We start from the raw sequence: 18581 nt of genomic DNA on the forward strand, positions 1-18581 counted from the left end.
TATTTTGCTGAACTAAGTACCAATATATAACCTATCAAACAAGTTATATATCCTTATCTCGAGACAAAAGGGCTCCGATTTTCCTAATGATACCTTAAACTTTTATTATATTAATTTGTTAGAATAAATATAAAATCGTTATACGAGGTATCAATATGATAGAAGAATCATTTCAAGTATATATTAAGGATTTCATCCTTAAAAGTGGAGAGGTACTCGAGTTGGGGGAACCCAATAAAGATAACTTTTTACTAGAAGTAAGGATCATCAAGCGTTCAGAGAGAACCTATCGTATCCTAGGGCTTTTAATAGTATCAACTAAAACGACTAAAGATATAGAATCGACAAATGACCATAAGTTAGATGCAATAAAATTTACCCCCAGGAAAAAAGTTAGCTTAGATGATAACGATCGTCAGACTTTTAAATGGCTGGAAGAAGGGTGGATTTTAAAGGAAGTCAGGTTTGAGAAAGATGAGAAAACGGTTCGTTCATCCCAATATCGGATGGGGTATCGATTATACGAACATGAACAATTAAAGGTCCAACAAAAAGTAGACTATGTTTATTCCGAATTCTCCAAAGTTAAAGATAAACTTCTAAGAACTCTAGCAACTATAGATGATAATTATAATCATTTTCCCCATCGTAAAAAGCTTGGACTAGAGAACATGGTAAAAATCATAAATCAGCTTAAGCAATGTGATTTAAATGAATCGGAGTATTTTCCACAGAAGTGGCATGTGAAAAAAAGTTTGAAGTATTTACAATTTGTTGACGCCTTTAGTCAATTATGTCTTCAGAAGAAGGATTTTGACTGGAAGGAAATCGGGGCAACTTATTATAAAAAAATCGGAGGATCTAAGGAATTCGATCCCTATAAGCAAGAGTTTATTGATCAATTAGAAGAGTGGGCAAGTGTTCCGGCAACTGAGTTAGGTTTAGCAAGTCTTGGGCAAATTACTTCGGTGTATTTTGCAGGGCAATTAAGTGGGAGGTATGTTGCTTACCAATTGGGACCAGTTCATGCTTTAACGAATCTATCAATTGCACAAGAGAAGTATCTAACAAAGGCTACGAATCTTTGGCTTGTTGAAAATCGAGCGATCCTGACACGGTTAGCAGCAACTGAGCAATTTTTAGAAGAAACCAATTCTTTCATCATATGTGTGGATGGGCATTTACGTTCCGCTCACAGAAATGCTATCACACAAATTCTAGACAACAGTAATATTGAACAAGTACTAATATGGTGTGACTATGATCCGGATGGTCTACAAATCTCAAAAGAGATCTACTCAACCATTTATAAATATAGCAATTTGAAAATAAAATTGATTTTACCTGAACAGGAAGTTATAAGTGATTGGCATAAGTATGAAGAACATCTAAAGGGCTTCTTGGAGAACAACAAAATGGAGCAAGAACAAATGATGGGAGGTGTTGTTCTGTGGAAAAGGTGGATTCTGGATTAATATCGATATTTCAGTCAAACGAATCAGCTCCTGAGGTCATGCAGTCAATGAAAGATATATCTTCATTAGCTGGGGTTTTAAGCGATTTAGGAGCTCATAACTTTTTTCAAACTCCAGGGGAAATTTTGAGATTTTTAAGGCTCATTCAACTCTTAAATGAAGAGGCACTGGGTCTTGATGATCCGATTGAGAATGTGGAAACCGTCTATTATCGTTATCGGAATCGTTACGATGACTCAGAACCACCTTCTAAAAAGAAAGTCGAACAAATCATTAATGTTTTAGTAAAAAACAATTGGATCTCAAAACAAACGCGAAAAATCAAACTACGAGATGTCGGAAAGCGCATGATGGATGCACTTATACGTCTGGCTAATGATTCTCTTGCCTATTATATGAACGATGATATAGGACGGTCGTTATTTCAAGCAAGGCGTGACGCCGAAATTAGTGAAGCTTACGATGATAATGGAATTTCAGGTGGAAATAAGATTGCAAGTATGATCCGAAATGTAGAAAATGCGATTTCCCTTCTAAGGGAACGCGAATTAGAGATGCTTGCAGATCGTAATGCATTGCCACAGCTTGAACTCATCCATCAGTTAATGAAGGATTTAGAGGTGAAGTTAGAAGAGAGGTTTAGACAATTTCAAACAGTAGAAGATAGTTTAGTACTATCAGATTTAATGCAAAGAGGGACAGCTGTTTTAGCTGAGGGAACGAACCTTAGTTTAGGAATGATTAATAAGTATGTTAAGTTCACTAATATGCAAAAGACACCGTTGACTTTAGCCATTCAGCCTGAAAAAGTTAGAGCCTTCATTTCAAAAATGTTTGATCCCTCGCTTGATTCTGATATACCTAATGCTCACCAGTTGTTAAGTTTTATGGAGCAAAATCAATACGAGGATGAAGCCATCGATGGGATATGGATACCAGTTAAGTTCGCTGCACCTCTGTCTGGGTTTGCCGTAGCGGAGGCGATTGAATATTTAGAGGCATATGAACCGGTCGTGGAACCCATTTTGGAGGAAGATGAAGAGATTGAATACACAACCGAGGAAGTATTAGAGGAAGAACTGGAAAGTCTAATGGGCGAGTCAAACTGGCTACTAACGAAGAACATGATAGATACTAAAGCAATTGAATCCTATTTTGAAAGACAGGAGGAAGCTCCTTTAGAACAAGTGATTATTGAAGCAACCACCGACCAGTGGAGTGATGCGATAAATGCTTTGACCGCAATATCGGCATTGGTTAGTAATAAAAAAGTGACAGTAACTACTGGGGAACAAAACAGAAAATTTCAGGTATTCGAAAAAAAATGGGAGTGGATGAAGGATGGAGATGGATCAGACATTATTAAACGAAGGAACTCTTTCCAAAGAGAAAAAGAATCCGAATGATTCCATAAAGGAAAGTAATTTAAATCCTTTAAACGTCATGCAGTCAATTAGAGGAATCTTAACCCAGGACCTTAGGACACGAAACAAAAAAGGCAAACCAGAGAGTACTTGTAAATATAGATCCTTTAAAAAAAATCGGTGCTATTGAAGAGTATGAAACCAATTCTCCCGAAAGAGCTTTTCAACTTACAGCGATTGGGGTCAACCTGTTTTCTGATTCGTTTTTAAGGAGAACGGCAGAGTTTAGTCAGTCGAATCAGTTAAACAAAGAGGAAGTATTGAAATTTTTCAAACGGTATAACTTATATCAGAAAGGAGAAAGCGAATGATTCCTTGGAGAATGTCATTATCGGGGATTCGTGATTATCGGCCGGAGCAGATTGATTTGTCAGGAAGCGATCAGCATATTATGATTACAGGTCCAAACGGCTCAGGGAAATCAACGATAACTTATTGCATGGGGGCAGTACTCTATTCCTCAAAAGTTGATGTGGAAGGTTTGAAATCTCGAAATCTATTACCTGAACAAACCTGGAAAGCTCAAATTTCTCTTGTATTTAAAAATGATGGCCAAATAAAAATTGATGCAGCTACTTTCATTCAATTCTCCTTAAGAATGGTTCAAGAACCAGGGCAACCGATAAAAAAAGAATTCACTATCTCAACCGGTGAGGAGATTGATCAATGGGAGAATACCATTAAATTTACATCTGGAGATCGTCAATTTAATTTTTCCGCCTATAAGGTAGATATCATGAAACCATCAGGAGCCGGTTGATGTTTAGTTTTAACTACATACATATATAGATGAGGGTATTGGTTTGTGTAATTGAAAAAGGGAAATTTTGTCTAATATTCTGGTGAAATATTGATGTAGCTTCCAATTAATAGTATTATAGCTTCAGAGCTACATAATAATTATTTCCAAATAAGGGGGAATTTTGAAAATGAAAAAAGTAAAAATGATTATCTGTTTAGCCATTATTTGTTTAAGTGTACCGCTTGCGGCACAAGCTGGTACAGTGTTAAATGGAGCGCTCACTTTTAATGGTGGACAAAGTGATACAAAGGTTTATAGTGAAATACTGGACCATAAGAATGAACTGTACGAAAATGACGATGACGGTGTAAACTATGCAGTATCTGCTTCCGTTAAAGTTGGTGGTACTACATATAGTTCTGGTTGGAAATATGGGTACGCCTTTAAAAGTCAAAATAGAGTATGGTATGCTAATGAAACTGCTCATTATAATGCACAAGTAATAAGAAACGCATATACGTATAGTAATTGGGGTACATCATATTAATAGAATTTAAATTTGTATATTATCCAACTATTTTTATACAACTATGATCGAAAAAGAAGATGGAAGGAATATACCTATGAAAAAAATATATATAATCTATTTGACTGGTTTAATGATTATATTCTCCTATATCTACACTAATTCCATATACGAAATCTATGGGCTTAATAATATCGGAAATTCCTCATTAAATGAATATCAAGTAGATTATGAATCAGGTCAAGACTTATTAAAAGTCTATGAAGGACTTAGAGAAGAGAATGCACAATTTCAGATAGTGAAAAACCCAATGTCTGAAGACGGAAACACCTATTATGATGTTTACCATACAGATATAAACTCGGTAAAACAATTTGTTGGGATCTCTGATAATGTTTTTCGTTATTATAAAATGACAGAAGAAGAGTTTGTAGATAGTTCTGGTTTCTTTAGTGCCGATTTATCCAATCACCAAATAGAAGAGCTCTCGCAAAGGGTTGAAGTAGATATTAAAACAGTAAGTAAGAGCGGCGAATTATCTTACAGTGAAATTATAAAAAACAATATGTTGCAATTTTTAATATTAGGTATCACTACCTTTACCATCCTATACATATATACAATGTTTAGATTTAAAACAAATGCAGTGAAAAAGTTAAATGGTTTTTCTCCTACCAAAATAGTGATAACGAACATAAAAGAAACACTACGAATCCAAGGAGTCCTCATATCACTCTTGGTTTTGGGGCATTCAGTATATTTTGTGATAACTGATAAATTTTCTTGGACTTATTCTATTTTCTTATTTTTATTTTTATCATTTATAAGTATGATAATGGTTTTATTATTGTTGCTATTACAACACTTTGTAAGGAAGACAAATGTAGTTGCAGCATTGAAAAATAAGATTTTCTCTAACCGATTATACACGATTATAAATTTAATTAAGATTGTGTTAATTATTTCTGTAACGATTCTAATGAATCTTATTATTAATTATTACCATGAGTTAGATGAAGTATATAAAAAGTATGATGAATATAAAGCATTAAGTTCCTTGTACTCTTCGCATGGAAGAAATTCAGATGAACTTGATAAATTACTGAATAATCCTAACCAGTTAGAAAAAGTGGCAGACAATGTAAAGGAGATGTACGTCAAAAATATAGATCAAGCGTATGTTATGTTTGATCCAGTTCGTGAAAGTTTGAGTCCGGAATTCCAATCAGGGTATGGAATTTCGCGAGAAGAGGTAATGAATACTTTCCAGAGAAACAATATAATTTTAAATAAAAATTATATTGAGAACTATACGGATATTAAAGTGGACTGGGATTTCAACGAAAAGGCTCCCACAATTCTTGCGCCTGAAAAATATAGAAATAAGGAAGAGGAACTACGGGGATATTTTATAGAAAGGTATAATACCTTATTAAACTATAATACAAGATATAATGTTGAAGGTAAGGAAGTTCTAATTAATGATATACAAATTATTTATATTAGTAATGGATTTAAATATAAAATATTAAGTTCATTACCTTATGAAGATGAGATAAATATCGAACTTACTGATTCCGTGATCATACTTGATAATGGAAGCTTTGGAAGTGGTTTTTATTTCGATATGTTAGGTTCTTCTCAGCTGGCATTTGAGTTAAATGATAGGGAAGAATTCAAAAGTATGTTGTTCCAATACGATTTAGATCAACTATATATGCCTCATAATTTGTTGACACCATTTGAATCTTTATTCAGTGGTTATACATTTTTACTGGACCAGGCTAAGCTTTTTGTATTCTTATTTATCATTTTATTGGTTTTTATCATTTATATTTCAAATTACATAGATATGATTGTGAATGGTAAAATTTACGCTGCTAGATACATGCAAGGATTTGGTTTATTAAAGAATTTAAGAGCGAATTTAGTAATGATTTTTCTTATGTTCAGTGTTTCAATTGCATTGTTTGTTATGAAAATAAATATAATCATATATTTATTATATATCTTATATGATTTGTTATCTATGCTTTATCTATATAGGAAGCTAATAGTAAAAGACGTATATAAAGTGTTGAATGGTGGGAATTAACTTGGAAATTGTTAAATTAGAGAACATTTGTCAGGAGTTTAATGATAACGCGGTGATTGAAAACATTAGCTTTTCTATAAATTATGGTGAAATGGTAGCTATCATTGGGAAGAGCGGTAAGGGGAAAACTACCCTTTTAAATATCATGGGATTAATCTCAAAACCATCTGATGGAGATTTGTATTTATTTAATAAGAAAAATGTTGATATTAACTCGAAAGAGGCCATGTTGTTAAGGCGTAATAAAATTGGATATTTATTTCAGAATTATGGTTTAGTAGAAGACGAGACTGTAAAGTGGAATTTGAATATTGCATTAGAGTATAAAAAGTTATCTAAAAAGGACAGAGAACAAAAAATTAAAGAAGCATTAGAAATGCTCCAATTAGAGCACCTTATGGATAAGCATGTTTATAAGCTAAGTGGCGGGGAACAACAGAGAGTAGCAATGCTAAAGCTATATTTACAGGAAAGCCAACTCATACTAGCAGATGAGCCTACAGGTTCCTTAGATAAAGAAAATCGGGATGTCATTATACAAATGTTAAAGGATGCTAATAGCCAGGGTAAAACAATTGTTATTGTTACCCATGATGATCATATTGCTCAAATTTGTAGTAGAGTTATTAATATATAAAAAGGGAGTCATTCGACTTCCTTTTTTATATGCAGTAAAGACAAAAGTGCCTGAGAGATAATATCGCCTATAGTAGAAGGGAATAGACCTCCTCTATATAAGTAAGTAATAATTAATGATTATTAACGAGTTGTGCTAGTGCACGCTATTGAGAATTACACTCGAAATGTACTAAGAACAGAACGATTAAAATAACGGTTTGCTTATCAATCGGTGTAAAAGACGTAGAGAATGGGGGATTAAATGCTAAAGGGTGGACTCATAATGAAAATACCGGTTATGGAGCCAGCTTCTGGTGTCTAGTTAGAAGCGATACTTAGCATAGAAAACGTCACATATCTTGGTCCGACTCAAGCTGTGATGGCCATTACGACTCAAAGTAAATGCCTTTTTTAAATATACAAGTTTGTGAAAAGTTACACTGTGCGAAACGTTTCCTTATAAGTGCCAAAGCATGAAATAGGAGAATTGCTATTAAGCAATTACAACTGATTAATTGAAACTCGGAATGAAAGCCGTCATGTTGAGCTGAAACGAGTTATCTGATACTCCTACATGCACATAATGATAGTAGTCAGAATGTGTATGAAGCTAGGTAAAGTCGGCTGAAATGAACCTAAGTTGCTTATCTAGAATATGGTTTGTGATAGGTCGGGATGCTACAAAATATCTATGGTGAGAATGTCCAACTGGACTGACGAACTTGCGAATGTACGGGTCTAGATTTTAATACGCTCGAAAGACGTATGCTGCGAACGCAGTGTTAAACACCGGAAAGTACGAGTAGTGTATAGGAACCTCGGGATATCTAACAAATGAGGATATAGGTTGGCAGGCTTAAAGTGAGCACCTACGGATATATGTAAAGCTAGGTTAATCGGAACGTTGTAAGTAAGAAACATCTTCTATTAAACGACTACTATCGGGATGGTGTTTATAAGATAATTATTTATCGAAGTAACTTTATTCTTGCGAAAGTAGGGACACAGTACCGTTGAAGCGTGTAACGAACGTGGAGGGATAGTCCCAAGTCTTCTCTTTGAAAACTAACATAACTAAATGAAACTCACAGGGTCGAGTAAGATGATGGGATTTTCCGCAAGGAAGGAGAAACAATCCATCGGTGAGTACAGTTTTACGACATGCAGAATATTACGGTATGCAAGACATATTTGATGACCTTTATGAGCGAAGTAAAAACAATGCTACAAAGGGCTTAAGGCTATATGAATATATCATATCGAAAGACAATATCTTATTAGCCTTTCGGAACATTAAAGCGAATACGGGTTCAAAAACAGCTGGAACTGACGGCATCACGATTGACCAATACAAGATTGAAAACACTGATGAATTTATTGAGGAAATTCGAAAAGTATTACAGAACTATAAACCTCAAACGGTACGAAGAGTGGAGATACCCAAACCAAATGGAAAGAAACGTCCATTAGGAATTCCGACTATGAGAGATAGACTAATTCAACAGATGTTCAAACAAGTATTAGAGCCAATATGTGAAGCTGAATTTTATCACCATTCATACGGTTTTCGACCAAATAGGTCAACTCATCATGTAATGGCTAGATGTCAGTTCTTAGTCAATAATGTGAAGTTGCATCATGTAGTAGACATTGATATACAAGGTTTCTTTGACAACGTGAGCCATTCAAAGTTAATTAAACAAATGTACAGTTTAGGCATACGCGACAAAAGAGTTTTAACGATTGTCTCGAGAATGCTAAAAGCACCAATAAAAGGCATTGGTGTTCCAACTAAAGGAACTCCGCAAGGGGGATTATGCAAAGCTTAGCATAAACCACCTTATGCAAAGAAAGTGATTATGCAAAGTAACCAATAAAAAAGTTATTAATTCAACGATTCTAGTCTATTTACTTTGCATAATAACCGAAAATGAATTATGAGCTTGATGCTCAAATTATCATTTTGGGAGGAAATACATATGCAAAAGAAACCGTTGGATGCATTAATTCAGGACCTAGAACAAGAAATGATTCGGCTTGGCTATACCGAGGGATCTATGAGGTTTTACCGAAGTAGATGGCAGAAACTGCTCCAATTTGCACATGAACAAGGTGAAACATACTATTCGGAAGGGTTGGGAATTAAGTTTGTTGAAAAATACTTTCATATCCTCGAAAAAGATTTTGATAAATCTCTTACACAGTCAGAGACTCAAGAACTTCGAATTATTCGAATGATTGGTGATTTTCAACTACACTCAACTATTTTACGTCGCTACTATAAGCATAAGGAAATCCTTACGGATTTTTACTTTATCGAAATTAGTAACCGTTTTAAGCAATACTGTGTAAATAAAGATTATTCCAAAGCCACAATAGACCATTATGTAAAACAATCTGCTAGATTCATGGATTATCTTTCTTCGCAGAAAGTTAAAGATTGTAAAGAAATCAATCTTACATTGATTAACGATTACATTAAAACCTTGGCGGGATATACATACAAAACAGTAGAACAAAATATCTGTTCCTTGCGTGCCTTTTTCCGCTTTCTCCTAGTTACAGAAGAAATAAAGATTGATTTTGCTTCAAAAACGCCTATGATTCAGGCAAGAAAACAGACCCGTATTCCATCTGTATGGACAGAAGATGAATTGAAAAGGTTAATCTCTGCCATTGATAGAGGGAGTCCAAAGGGCAAAAGAGATTATGCAATTATATTAATAGCATGTTGCCTCGGCTTAAGGTGTACAGATATTAAAAATTTGAAAATGGAGCACTTTCTCTGGGCTGAGAAAAGGCTTGTATTTACTCAATCAAAAACTAGGCAGCCTTTAACTCTTCCATTAACACCGGAGGTGGGATGGGCAGTTATTGAGTATCTTAAGTACGGTCGTCCTAAAATAAACAGCCCCTATGTATTTGTAAAGCACATGGCACCATTTGGGCCCTTTTCTGAAGGAGATCATTTAAATCAGTTAATTAAAAGGTACATGGAATTAGCACACATTCCTACATTAAAAAAAAGAAGAGGAATGCATTCCCTTAGGCATACCATGGCCAGTATACTTCTCGAAAAAGATACACCACTTTCCACCATTTCAGATATCCTTGGTCATGTAGATACAAACTCAACAGCAGTTTACTTAAAGGTTGACATCAAAAGGTTGAAAGAATGTTCCCTTGATTTTAAGGAGGGATTGAGTGATGAGTGAAATCATATATAAAGGCCCTTTTAAAAGTCATATCCAAGCTCATGTGGGACTGAAAAAGGCTATTGGATATAAATATGATAGGGATTCACGTGATTTAAATCGATTTGACAGTTTTACAATGGAAAAGTATCCCCAAGCCACTGAACTTACTAAAGAAATCGTATTAGACTGGTGTAGTAAAAAAACTTACGAGGCACAAGCAAATTTATGTTCACGCGCATCAGTCATCCGCCAGTTTGGGAAATATCTGGATTCCATTGGAGTTAAAGCATATATCATCCCCAAGGGATACTTTCCTACGGAGGAACAATATGTACCGTATATTTATTCTTTTGATGAACTAGAAAGGTTTTTTGCTGAAACGGAAAAATGCAAGTACTGTTCCGAATGTCCACACAGACATCTGATTATGCCCGTGTTCTTTCGTATGATTTATATGTGCGGTTTAAGGGTATCCGAGGCAAGGCTTCTCAAAGTAGCTGACGTTGACCTTGAAAATGGTATTCTGACTATAAATCAATCTAAAAAAGATAACAGCAGGTTGGTACCAATGTCGGTGTCCCTTACGGAACGTTGTCGGATTTATTCGAAAATGGTACATCCTTATCCAAGTGCCGAAGATTATTACTTTCCTGCGCTTGATAACAGACCGATGACGACCGGAAATGTCTATAAAAATTTCCGTAGGTTTTTATGGAGTGCTGGAATTTCACATGGTGGAAGAGGAAATGGTCCTCGTATCCACGACTTTCGCCACTCTTATTCAGTTCATTGTCTGAAAAAATGGGTTGATGAAGAAAAGGATTTAACGGTATATCTTCCAGTACTTAAAACGTATTTGGGTCACGATTCCTTTAAAGAAACTGCTTATTATCTGCGCTTGACTGCGGATGTGTTTCCATCTATTACATTAAGGCTTGAAACGCGGTATCCGGGAATGATTCCTCAATTAGATGGTGATAACGATGAAACCAACTGATTTTGCGAAGCACCTTACGGAATTTCTTTCGGTGTACCTTCCGTCACAGAAAAATGTCAGTAGGAATACCATTCAATCATATCGTGATACATTTAAACTTTTGATAAAGTATTGCCAAGAAAAGAAAAACATTCGAGCAGAAAGGATTACTTTAGATATTCTTTCAAGTGAAACGCTTATTGGCTTTCTGGGCTGGCTAGAAAAGGTTAGAAAATGTAGCATCTCTACTAGAAATCAGAGGCTTTCAGCGATTCATTCCTTTTTTCGTTATGTTCAGGCCGAAGAACCTTCCGGTCTTTTCCATTTTCAAAAAGTAATCGCAATCCCCTCCAAAAAGGCAGAGAAAACTGTGGTGGAGCATCTGTCACCAGAGGCTATGAAACTACTTCTAGAACAGCCCGAAAGGGGCTGCATTAAGGGTCGACGTGACCTTACATTGATGAGTGTTCTGTATGATACTGGCGCAAGGGTGCAGGAACTAATTGATATAAAAGTAAGGGATGTAATCTTAGAAAATCCGGCAGTGATTGTATTAACAGGAAAAGGAAATAAGACAAGGCGAGTTCCTCTTTTGAAAAATTCCGTATCATTATTGGAACGCTATATTATCGAAAATAATCTGGATAAACCATGGAAAAATGAATATCCTCTCTTTACAAATAATCAGCAAAACAAGCTTACTAAGGAAGGGATTGCCTATATAATAACAAAATATGTTGAATTAGCTAGGAGAACATCAACCCTAGTTCCTTCGAAAGTGAAACCCCATATGTTTCGTCACTCGAAGGCAATGCATTTACTACAAGCAGGAGTAAATCTCATATACATACGTGATTTTCTTGGACATGTAGATATAAAGACGACAGAAATTTACGCCAGAATAGATACTGAGACGAAAAGAAAGGCAATTGAAAATGTTTACCCTGATTTGATTGATAGCACTCTTCCCGACTGGAATAAGGATCAGGCATTGCTTACTTGGCTTTCCGAATTAAAGTAGGCCAGAAATTATGCAAAGTAAATGGGATATAACCCCTTATTATTTATGGGTTTAGAAAGTTTACTTTGCATAATATTTTACTTTGCATAAGGAGGAATCCTATCTCCTCTATTATCAAACATAGTTTTAAATGACTTAGATTGGTGGATAGCTAACCAATGGGAATGCCTAAAAACAAAACATGCTTACGCGACCAATAGTAAGACAAGAGTGTTAAGGAAAACGAATCTCAAACAAATGTATATCGTTAGATATGCAGATGATTTTAAGATTTTCACAAATTCTCATCAATCAGCTATCAAAATATTTCACGCTACCAAGGAATACTTAAAAAATCAGCTAAACCTTGATATTTCAACCGAGAAATCAGCGATTACAAATCTTAGAAAGAGAAAGTCTGATTTTCTGGGCTTTTCTCTTAAAGCAGTAACCAAGCGTAATAAATACGTAGCCAATACACACGTTATGGATAATAAGATGAAAAATATACTAGGAAAACTTAGATATTTAATTCGCGAAATCCAAAGTAAGCCAACACCACATACTGTCATGGATTATAACGCTTATATTCTCGGAATAAAAAATTACTTCAAGGTTGCGACTCATATCAATAAAGATTTTGGAATAATAGCCTATCGTCTATTGAAAACCATGTATAATCGTCTGAAACCAATTGGCAAATATGGAAAACCTATTAAACCGACAGAAACATACAAGAGACTTCATAAGAATAATTTCAGAACATATAAAATTGCTGGTGTATATTTATTTCCATTAGGAGATATTCAAACAAGTAATGCCATGAACTTCAGTCAAGATATATGTAATTATACGAAAAAAGGAAGGCTTAAACTTTATCAAAATCTTAGAGCCGACGTTGCCATAGAAATTAACAAAATGTTACAAATACCTTTCGGCAAGGACAATTTAGAAATTGCAGATAACAGAATTTCAAGGTACTCAATGCAATTAGGCAAATGTGCAGTAACAGGGGAATTTTTAACATCTAATCAGGTACACTGTCATCATAGGTTACCCCGACATATGGGAGGTACAGATGAGTTTAATAATCTTGTAATCGTACATAAAGATGTCCATAGATTAATCCATGCTACAAGTGAAAAGACGATTGAACGATATAGGAACATTCTTCAATTAGATGGAAAACAATTGAAGAAGCTCAACCAATTTCGTAAAGTTTGTAATTTAGTTGCTTTAGTCTAAAAGAATAAGATGGAACGCCTAATGCGGTGAAAGTCGCACGTTGGGTGTGGAGCAGGGGAAAAGATGGAGATAACATCAAAGTCTTACCTATTGCTATTAAGCTATAGGGGGCTTTAGTTGAACAACAATCAATATTTTGGTTTACTAAATCAGGTTATTGGTTATAAAAAAAGGATAGATGAATACAGGTTTTAATCCTGGTCATCTATCCTTTTTGTTCTATGGTAAAGCACTTTTTACCTCAGCTTCAAATTATATTCTATATTAAAAGGGATTGGTTATTGGGATAATGGAAATATCCCAACTAAGGCTTCCGTTTCAGCATATATGGCGAGTTCTAATGATAATACAAGCGTAATGTATAAAAGCGAACAAGAAATTATATTTACAGAAGAGGACTTCAATGAGTTAACTGAGTTTGAAAAGGCAGAGATTGAAAGAAGAGCAGCACAAAATGCTGAAATTGTTGAGACATTAGCTACAGGAAGATAGTAGTAAAATAAAAACAAATATAAACCATTTTTACTATATTAGCGAAAAAGCTCTTCATTGAAGAGTTTTTTTGTTAATATATTGAATATACAATCTATTAAAACTAAGAGGAGACTAAGCATGAAAGTAACGATAAATCAGTGGGCACTAATTCTATGCTTGCTTTCTTGGGCTTTTTTTACACTAATTTCCTTCAGTAACATCGGAGCAACAGAATCTACACGTTCGTTACTATTTATTATCTGTTTAGTTATTGCTGGTAGTAACTTTATATTATCTCTAATAGGATTTAAAGATATTAAAAGTAGTCTCTCAGCTTTAAGAGTTATCATTTCATTAGTTTTAAGTCTAGTGCTTGCTATAGTATGTGGTTTTATTATCATTTCAGGGAATTTGCTCGGGTGAAAATAAATTCCATGATAATGGCTAGAGTTTTAATTGACTCTTTAGTTTTAACGTAATTGTGCTATAATAAAATATAACTAAATTAATTAAAGCGATGACCGCTCAATTCCTCCTTTTATTTTAGGGGGGATTTTGCGGTCTTTTTTTATTTATTTACATAGAAAGGAGTCCCCTATGATAACCGTAGATAAACTAAATGAAATTGAAATAGAAGATGATGTAGAAAGGTTAATCATCCTCCGAAAACGACTAAACCTTTCCCAATATCAATTTGCACAAGCCGTTGGAGTAAGTTCGAGTTACATAGGTCAAGTAGAGAGAGGGAAAATCCATATAACCAATAAATTTAGAGCTCGAATCAATGATTTTTTGAAGCGGGAGAAAGAAATGTATGAAAAAGATATTTTTAGCAATTTCTGATAGAGAAAAGGAAGAAGTAAATAGGGTCATAACAAAAAACTATCCTGGTATGGAATTCAACTACTTAGAATCCAAAAATGAAGTAATGAGTACGCTACAATCCCCGTTTTTTATATTTATAACAACTAATAACTACGTAGATATGAAGAAATTAGAGGAAATCGAATTAAAGGGGAAATTGTACTTATTGGATTCCTCTGGGCAATTAAAAGTAAATAACCCTAAAGTCTTTACGTGTAAAAGTGTCGATGATTTAGTGGTTGAATTTCGACTCTCTCTCTTCTCTGGACTTCAATTTGATAAACAAGGTTCCCTTCCTAATAATCAAAAAGAAGCCTCTCAACCAAAAGTCGATGTGGAAAAAGAAGAATCGGATAAGAACGAAGTTCCAATGCAGGAAAAAAATGAACCGGACGAGTCAACTAATACACATTCAGCGATTGAGAATACTCCAGAAGAAATACAGCCAGTTGATACCACCACTAACAGTGATGACCACTTAACAAAAGAATCCAATATAGAAGTTGATAATGAGAATAATAAAGTTGAATTATCGATAGAAGAAGTTCAGTCCAATAAAGATATAACAAAGACTAAGCAAGAATCGATTGACCCCAAAGTCGAAGGCCCAACAGAAACTAAAGTAAAAGGTCCATCCCTGATTGAAAAGGCTCTTAAAATGGGCGAAGCGATGGATCTTGTCACATTTAAAAATAAAAAAACAGTCGGCTTATGGGCTCCTTTATCAGCTGGTGTTACCACTTTTCTTTTTGATTTCGCTATATATCTTCAACAATATGATGCTCCGGTGGCTGTAGTAGAAGTCCCTAAAGAGAATCAGCACCATTTAAAAATACTAGAAAGATTTGGCTCAAAGCCAGATAACTGGTTGTCATTCATAGAAAACTTTCATACAACAACAGAACCAAACAATCGCTCATTATGGATGTACCGAGGGGTTAGATGGTTCCCTTTAGGAGTGAAGGATTTAACCTATAAAAGAAAATAAAGAGTTTACAAACAATTTCTTTCTAGCTGTTAAACGCACCAAATTTGTTATGGTTGACCTTCCTACAGGAAAAATGGACGCAGCAACACTTGATTCTCTTCCCCATTTAGACGAATTATGGGTCTTTGTGGACGATGATTTTGACAGACAGTTGGAGTGGAGTGATTTTATTACCAACACACTTATTGGTAAATATCAATTACCTATAAAGCTTATCCATAGCCGTTCACATCCAACCAAAAGCCGTCCAAAAGATGTTGCTGAAAAATTTAACTTACCGCTCATTGGTGTTCTTCCCGCTATGTGGGATTTAGTTCTGGCCAATAAACATGAAAAAAAGCCCCTCATTGATAATTTAGTAGCATTTAGGAAAATGGAACCTGCCTTTCATCAACTAGCTAAAGAGTTAATTGGAGAAGAATTAGAAGTGAAGTACAAACCTAGCTTCTGGTTAAAGATAAAAAGAAAGTTAATGGGTAGTATTGATTCAAACTAAATGATGGTGCTAGAATGATAGTAATCTATTTTTTCTTTTTTAATTTTTTTGCAACCCACTTTTTTTGCTTGGGTTAGCGGTTACTATTAAACTAGCGATCTTTGGGTCGGGGTAAACAGAGCTTTCTTTGAGGTGCTCTCATTTTACTTCTTCCCAGGGGTCGCTTTTTTTATTTAATCCACTGGAGGTGAATGGAATGAACTTGAAAGAGCTTAAAAAAGTCTTAATGACAGGCAAAGGTACAATTAGTATTGGAAATCACACCAAAGAACGTTTACACAAACGTGGGTATTCCAAAGGGGATATTGTTTCTGCGATCTTCACAGGTGAAATTGTAGAACGACAAGGAGTAAACAAAGTGGTCATAGCAGGTAGAGACAAAGATAACAATCCGATTGTTATAGTTGTAGCAAAGGAATCATCTCTCTCCTACAAATTAGTAACGGTCATGCCGCCTATTGATCATTTCCGTTTCAAGGACTGTATTTAAACTAAAAAACTTTAATAAGGGCTGAGGTATTTATGAAACTATTTAGAAAAACAAGAGTTGATGACTGGTATGAATACTATCGCACTCCGTGTGTGATATGTGGTAAAACCGGTGGTTGCATGGTGAATGTAGATGGTTCAGCGGTTGCTTGCATCCGTATAGAAAGTAAAACTTACTTTTCAAAGAACTCTGCTTTACCAAGTTACCTTCATTTTCTTAAGGAAGAAAAAAGAAAACAAATTGATAAAAATGAGGTAGAACCTATTAATGAAGGCCATCCAAAACAAAAGAACAATGTACTTAATGGAGTGTTTCGCTCTTTATTGGATTGTCTAGAGTTAGAGGAAGATCACTATAAACATTTAGTGTCTCCGGAAAGACAATTATCAGATACACAAGTCACTATAAGACAGTATCGTAGCTTTCCAGAAAGACCGTGGGAAATTGCTCGTATGCTTCAAGAAGGGTTAGAAATTGATCACTTCAAAGGTGTTCCTGGTTTCTATCTAAAGGATGATAAATACTGGACCATAGCAGGTACAAAAGGGATTTTAATTCCGTTTCGTAACCAATACAACGAGATTGTCGGGTTTCAATACCGTATTGATAACCCACCTAATGTCGTTGAAGTAAAATTAAATGGTCCAGGATTAAAGGCACGTATTCTTGAGCAACCAAATAAGGTTCAAGTACTTTTCGATGGAGAAGTCATTTCAGAACAGATTGTTGAACTAGGTAAGAAATGGACAACCATCTATCATGATGGTGAAATGAAAGGCTGGGTTCGTGTGGTGAAAGGCAACAGATACTTTTGGCTTTCATCAGCTAATAAGCCTCATGGAACAGGTTCAGGGAATCCTGCACCGATACATGTAGCTGTTCCGACCAAAAAGCTAAAGAACTGGAAAGAGGGAGAATTACTTAAGGCACGTACCGCTTGGTTATCTGAAGGTCCTTTAAAGTGTGACATAGCAGCTGATTGTATCGAAAAGCTCTATGATCCGCTTGAAATCGAAGATATTGGAGATACCTTCTTAGCACTACCGGGTGTTGGAGCATGGCGCTTGGCTATTCCTGTATTAAAAGAAATGGGAGTAGAGCAAGTAAACCTATGTTTCGATGCTGACGCTGTTTCAAATCCACAGGTTAAGAAACATTTAATGGAATGTGCCAAGGAATTAAAACTTCAAGGTTTCAAAGGTAACTTAATCTTATGGAATGAGAATGAAGGGAAAGGAATAGATGATTTTCTTCTTGCTGGCGATAAAATTCCACATATGAAGAAAATGTTCTAAAAATGTAAAATTCGAAAGTCTTCCCTTAAGAGGTAGACTTTCTTTTTTAATAAGTAAATACATTGGGGTAATTAAAGTCTTTTACGCTTTTTGGTAAAGGACTATTTTTCTTTATTGAGACTATTCAAAGTTATAGGAGGAATTTGAATGAATATCATACCAGTTTGTTCAGTATGTGGTGAAAACATCGATATGGAGTTAGATACATTAGGTAATTGGATTTGTACCACTTGTGTTTTAGATGCAAGTTGGATGCAAAGTGATGATAGTTATTTTAGTTATCATCTCACAATGGTTTATTTAGGTGATGAAGTACCCAAGTACCATGTATTGCAAAACCCTGATGGAGATGGTTGAAGAGACCCAGATAAATGAGACAAGGATAAAACACCCCCTGAATCGTATTTATAGAATATGATTCTTAGAAGGGTGTTTTTCTATGAGCACGTGAGTACATTGCCCAGAAGAAATAAAGTGGGAAGCGATTAAGATCGGTAGTGAATAACCGGTGTGCCGTCTTTCTTTTTCATCAACCCGATTGATAAGTCGATGTAAAATTTCGGGCGTTAATTCATCAAAGTTAAGAAATTGAAGAAGCTCTTGTTTTAGCTTGTCGATATTATCCATGACTTGCTCACTTTCCAGCATCGAGAGCATTTCATTCTTCTTTTCCACA

18 protein-coding genes and 2 pseudogenes are annotated in these 18581 nt (G+C 35.0%); 19 read left to right on the forward strand and 1 reads right to left on the reverse strand.

Annotation, left to right across the window (positions count from 1 at the left end; genetic code table 11):
• Nucleotides 1–155: 155 nt before the first annotated feature.
• The 19 genes and pseudogenes from MKX65_RS02450 (at nt 156) to MKX65_RS02540 (ending at nt 18262) form a co-directional block, all read left to right on the forward strand.
• Nucleotides 156–1475, forward strand: a complete 1320-nt coding sequence (locus MKX65_RS02450; protein ID WP_340902094.1) for a DUF2399 domain-containing protein — start codon at nt 156–158, stop codon at nt 1473–1475.
• A complete protein-coding gene (locus MKX65_RS02455) occupies nt 1451–2881 on the forward strand; it encodes a hypothetical protein (RefSeq protein ID WP_340902096.1) in 1431 nt (476 codons plus the stop codon). The genes MKX65_RS02450 and MKX65_RS02455 overlap by 25 nt, the downstream gene beginning before the upstream one ends.
• A 71-nt stretch (nt 2882–2952) precedes the next feature.
• Nucleotides 2953–3210, forward strand: a pseudogene (locus MKX65_RS02460) (hypothetical protein); the annotation flags it as partial.
• Nucleotides 3207–3659, forward strand: a complete 453-nt coding sequence (locus MKX65_RS02465) for an AAA family ATPase (protein ID WP_340902097.1) — start codon at nt 3207–3209, stop codon at nt 3657–3659. The pseudogene MKX65_RS02460 and the gene MKX65_RS02465, both read left to right, overlap by 4 nt.
• Before the next feature lie 169 nt (nt 3660–3828).
• A complete protein-coding gene (locus MKX65_RS02470) occupies nt 3829–4188 on the forward strand; it encodes a hypothetical protein (protein WP_340902099.1) in 360 nt (119 codons plus the stop codon).
• A gap of 76 nt (nt 4189–4264) precedes the next feature.
• On the forward strand, nt 4265–6262 hold the full coding sequence (locus MKX65_RS02475; protein ID WP_340902100.1) for a hypothetical protein: 1998 nt from the start codon (nt 4265–4267) through the stop codon (nt 6260–6262).
• 1 nt (nt 6263) lies between these two features.
• Entirely contained in the window at nt 6264–6899 is a 636-nt protein-coding gene (locus tag MKX65_RS02480; protein WP_340902102.1) for a putative bacteriocin export ABC transporter, read from the forward strand.
• 1123 nt (nt 6900–8022) lie between these two features.
• Nucleotides 8023–8697: pseudogene (locus MKX65_RS02485) on the forward strand (reverse transcriptase domain-containing protein); the annotation flags it as partial.
• A gap of 162 nt (nt 8698–8859) precedes the next feature.
• The gene (locus MKX65_RS02490; protein WP_340902104.1) at nt 8860–10095 is read left to right on the forward strand and encodes a site-specific integrase; all 1236 of its coding nucleotides are present in this window, start codon (nt 8860–8862) and stop codon (nt 10093–10095) included.
• Nucleotides 10088–11074 carry a tyrosine-type recombinase/integrase gene (locus MKX65_RS02495; protein ID WP_340902106.1) on the forward strand — a complete coding sequence of 329 codons (987 nt, stop codon included), beginning with the start codon at nt 10088–10090 and terminating at the stop codon, nt 11072–11074. Before MKX65_RS02490 ends, MKX65_RS02495 begins: the two co-directional genes overlap by 8 nt.
• Nucleotides 11061–12074 (forward strand): site-specific integrase, encoded by a 1014-nt coding sequence (locus MKX65_RS02500; protein ID WP_340902108.1) that lies wholly within the window; start codon nt 11061–11063, stop codon nt 12072–12074. Before MKX65_RS02495 ends, MKX65_RS02500 begins: the two co-directional genes overlap by 14 nt.
• Nucleotides 12075–12170: 96 nt before the next feature.
• A complete protein-coding gene (locus MKX65_RS02505; RefSeq protein WP_445677939.1) occupies nt 12171–13298 on the forward strand; it encodes a reverse transcriptase domain-containing protein in 1128 nt (375 codons plus the stop codon).
• 357 nt (nt 13299–13655) lie between these two features.
• Nucleotides 13656–13790: a hypothetical protein gene (locus MKX65_RS02510; RefSeq protein ID WP_340902110.1), complete on the forward strand. Its 135-nt coding sequence runs from the start codon at nt 13656–13658 to the stop codon at nt 13788–13790.
• A gap of 579 nt (nt 13791–14369) precedes the next feature.
• On the forward strand, nt 14370–14615 hold the full coding sequence (locus MKX65_RS02515; RefSeq protein WP_340902112.1) for a helix-turn-helix domain-containing protein: 246 nt from the start codon (nt 14370–14372) through the stop codon (nt 14613–14615).
• The gene (locus MKX65_RS02520) at nt 14587–15624 is read left to right on the forward strand and encodes a hypothetical protein (RefSeq protein ID WP_340902114.1); all 1038 of its coding nucleotides are present in this window, start codon (nt 14587–14589) and stop codon (nt 15622–15624) included. Before MKX65_RS02515 ends, MKX65_RS02520 begins: the two co-directional genes overlap by 29 nt.
• Before the next feature lie 73 nt (nt 15625–15697).
• Nucleotides 15698–16120, forward strand: a complete 423-nt coding sequence (locus MKX65_RS02525) for a hypothetical protein (protein ID WP_340902115.1) — start codon at nt 15698–15700, stop codon at nt 16118–16120.
• 196 nt (nt 16121–16316) lie between these two features.
• Nucleotides 16317–16610: a DUF4258 domain-containing protein gene (locus tag MKX65_RS02530; protein WP_340902116.1), complete on the forward strand. Its 294-nt coding sequence runs from the start codon at nt 16317–16319 to the stop codon at nt 16608–16610.
• Between the two features lie 32 nt (nt 16611–16642).
• A complete protein-coding gene (locus MKX65_RS02535; RefSeq protein WP_340902117.1) occupies nt 16643–17905 on the forward strand; it encodes a DUF3854 domain-containing protein in 1263 nt (420 codons plus the stop codon).
• Between the two features lie 147 nt (nt 17906–18052).
• Nucleotides 18053–18262 carry a hypothetical protein gene (locus tag MKX65_RS02540; RefSeq protein ID WP_340902119.1) on the forward strand — a complete coding sequence of 70 codons (210 nt, stop codon included), beginning with the start codon at nt 18053–18055 and terminating at the stop codon, nt 18260–18262.
• Between the two features lie 48 nt (nt 18263–18310).
• Here MKX65_RS02540 and MKX65_RS02545 read toward each other — a convergent pair whose 3' ends face one another.
• A complete protein-coding gene (locus MKX65_RS02545) occupies nt 18311–18580 on the reverse strand; it encodes a DUF4368 domain-containing protein (protein WP_340902120.1) in 270 nt (89 codons plus the stop codon).
• Nucleotide 18581: the final 1 nt, after the last annotated feature.

Origin of the sequence: Robertmurraya sp. FSL R5-0851 (assembly GCF_038002965.1) — a bacterium.
GTDB classification, from domain to species: Bacteria; Bacillota; Bacilli; order Bacillales; family Cytobacillaceae; genus Robertmurraya_A; species Robertmurraya_A beringensis.

Coding starts and splice junctions, on each gene's coding strand:
- MKX65_RS02540 (WP_340902119.1), top strand. CDS start 18,053: ATGAATATCATACCAGTTTGTTCAGTATGTGGTGAAAACATCGATATG.
- MKX65_RS02465 (WP_340902097.1), top strand. CDS start 3,207: ATGATTCCTTGGAGAATGTCATTATCGGGGATTCGTGATTATCGGCCG.
- MKX65_RS02500 (WP_340902108.1), top strand. CDS start 11,061: ATGAAACCAACTGATTTTGCGAAGCACCTTACGGAATTTCTTTCGGTG.
- MKX65_RS02520 (WP_340902114.1), top strand. CDS start 14,587: ATGAAAAAGATATTTTTAGCAATTTCTGATAGAGAAAAGGAAGAAGTA.
- MKX65_RS02475 (WP_340902100.1), top strand. CDS start 4,265: ATGAAAAAAATATATATAATCTATTTGACTGGTTTAATGATTATATTC.
- MKX65_RS02525 (WP_340902115.1), top strand. CDS start 15,698: ATGGACGCAGCAACACTTGATTCTCTTCCCCATTTAGACGAATTATGG.
- MKX65_RS02490 (WP_340902104.1), top strand. CDS start 8,860: ATGCAAAAGAAACCGTTGGATGCATTAATTCAGGACCTAGAACAAGAA.
- MKX65_RS02450 (WP_340902094.1), top strand. CDS start 156: ATGATAGAAGAATCATTTCAAGTATATATTAAGGATTTCATCCTTAAA.
- MKX65_RS02530 (WP_340902116.1), top strand. CDS start 16,317: ATGAACTTGAAAGAGCTTAAAAAAGTCTTAATGACAGGCAAAGGTACA.
- MKX65_RS02495 (WP_340902106.1), top strand. CDS start 10,088: ATGAGTGAAATCATATATAAAGGCCCTTTTAAAAGTCATATCCAAGCT.
- MKX65_RS02515 (WP_340902112.1), top strand. CDS start 14,370: ATGATAACCGTAGATAAACTAAATGAAATTGAAATAGAAGATGATGTA.
- MKX65_RS02535 (WP_340902117.1), top strand. CDS start 16,643: ATGAAACTATTTAGAAAAACAAGAGTTGATGACTGGTATGAATACTAT.
- MKX65_RS02510 (WP_340902110.1), top strand. CDS start 13,656: ATGTATAAAAGCGAACAAGAAATTATATTTACAGAAGAGGACTTCAAT.
- MKX65_RS02470 (WP_340902099.1), top strand. CDS start 3,829: ATGAAAAAAGTAAAAATGATTATCTGTTTAGCCATTATTTGTTTAAGT.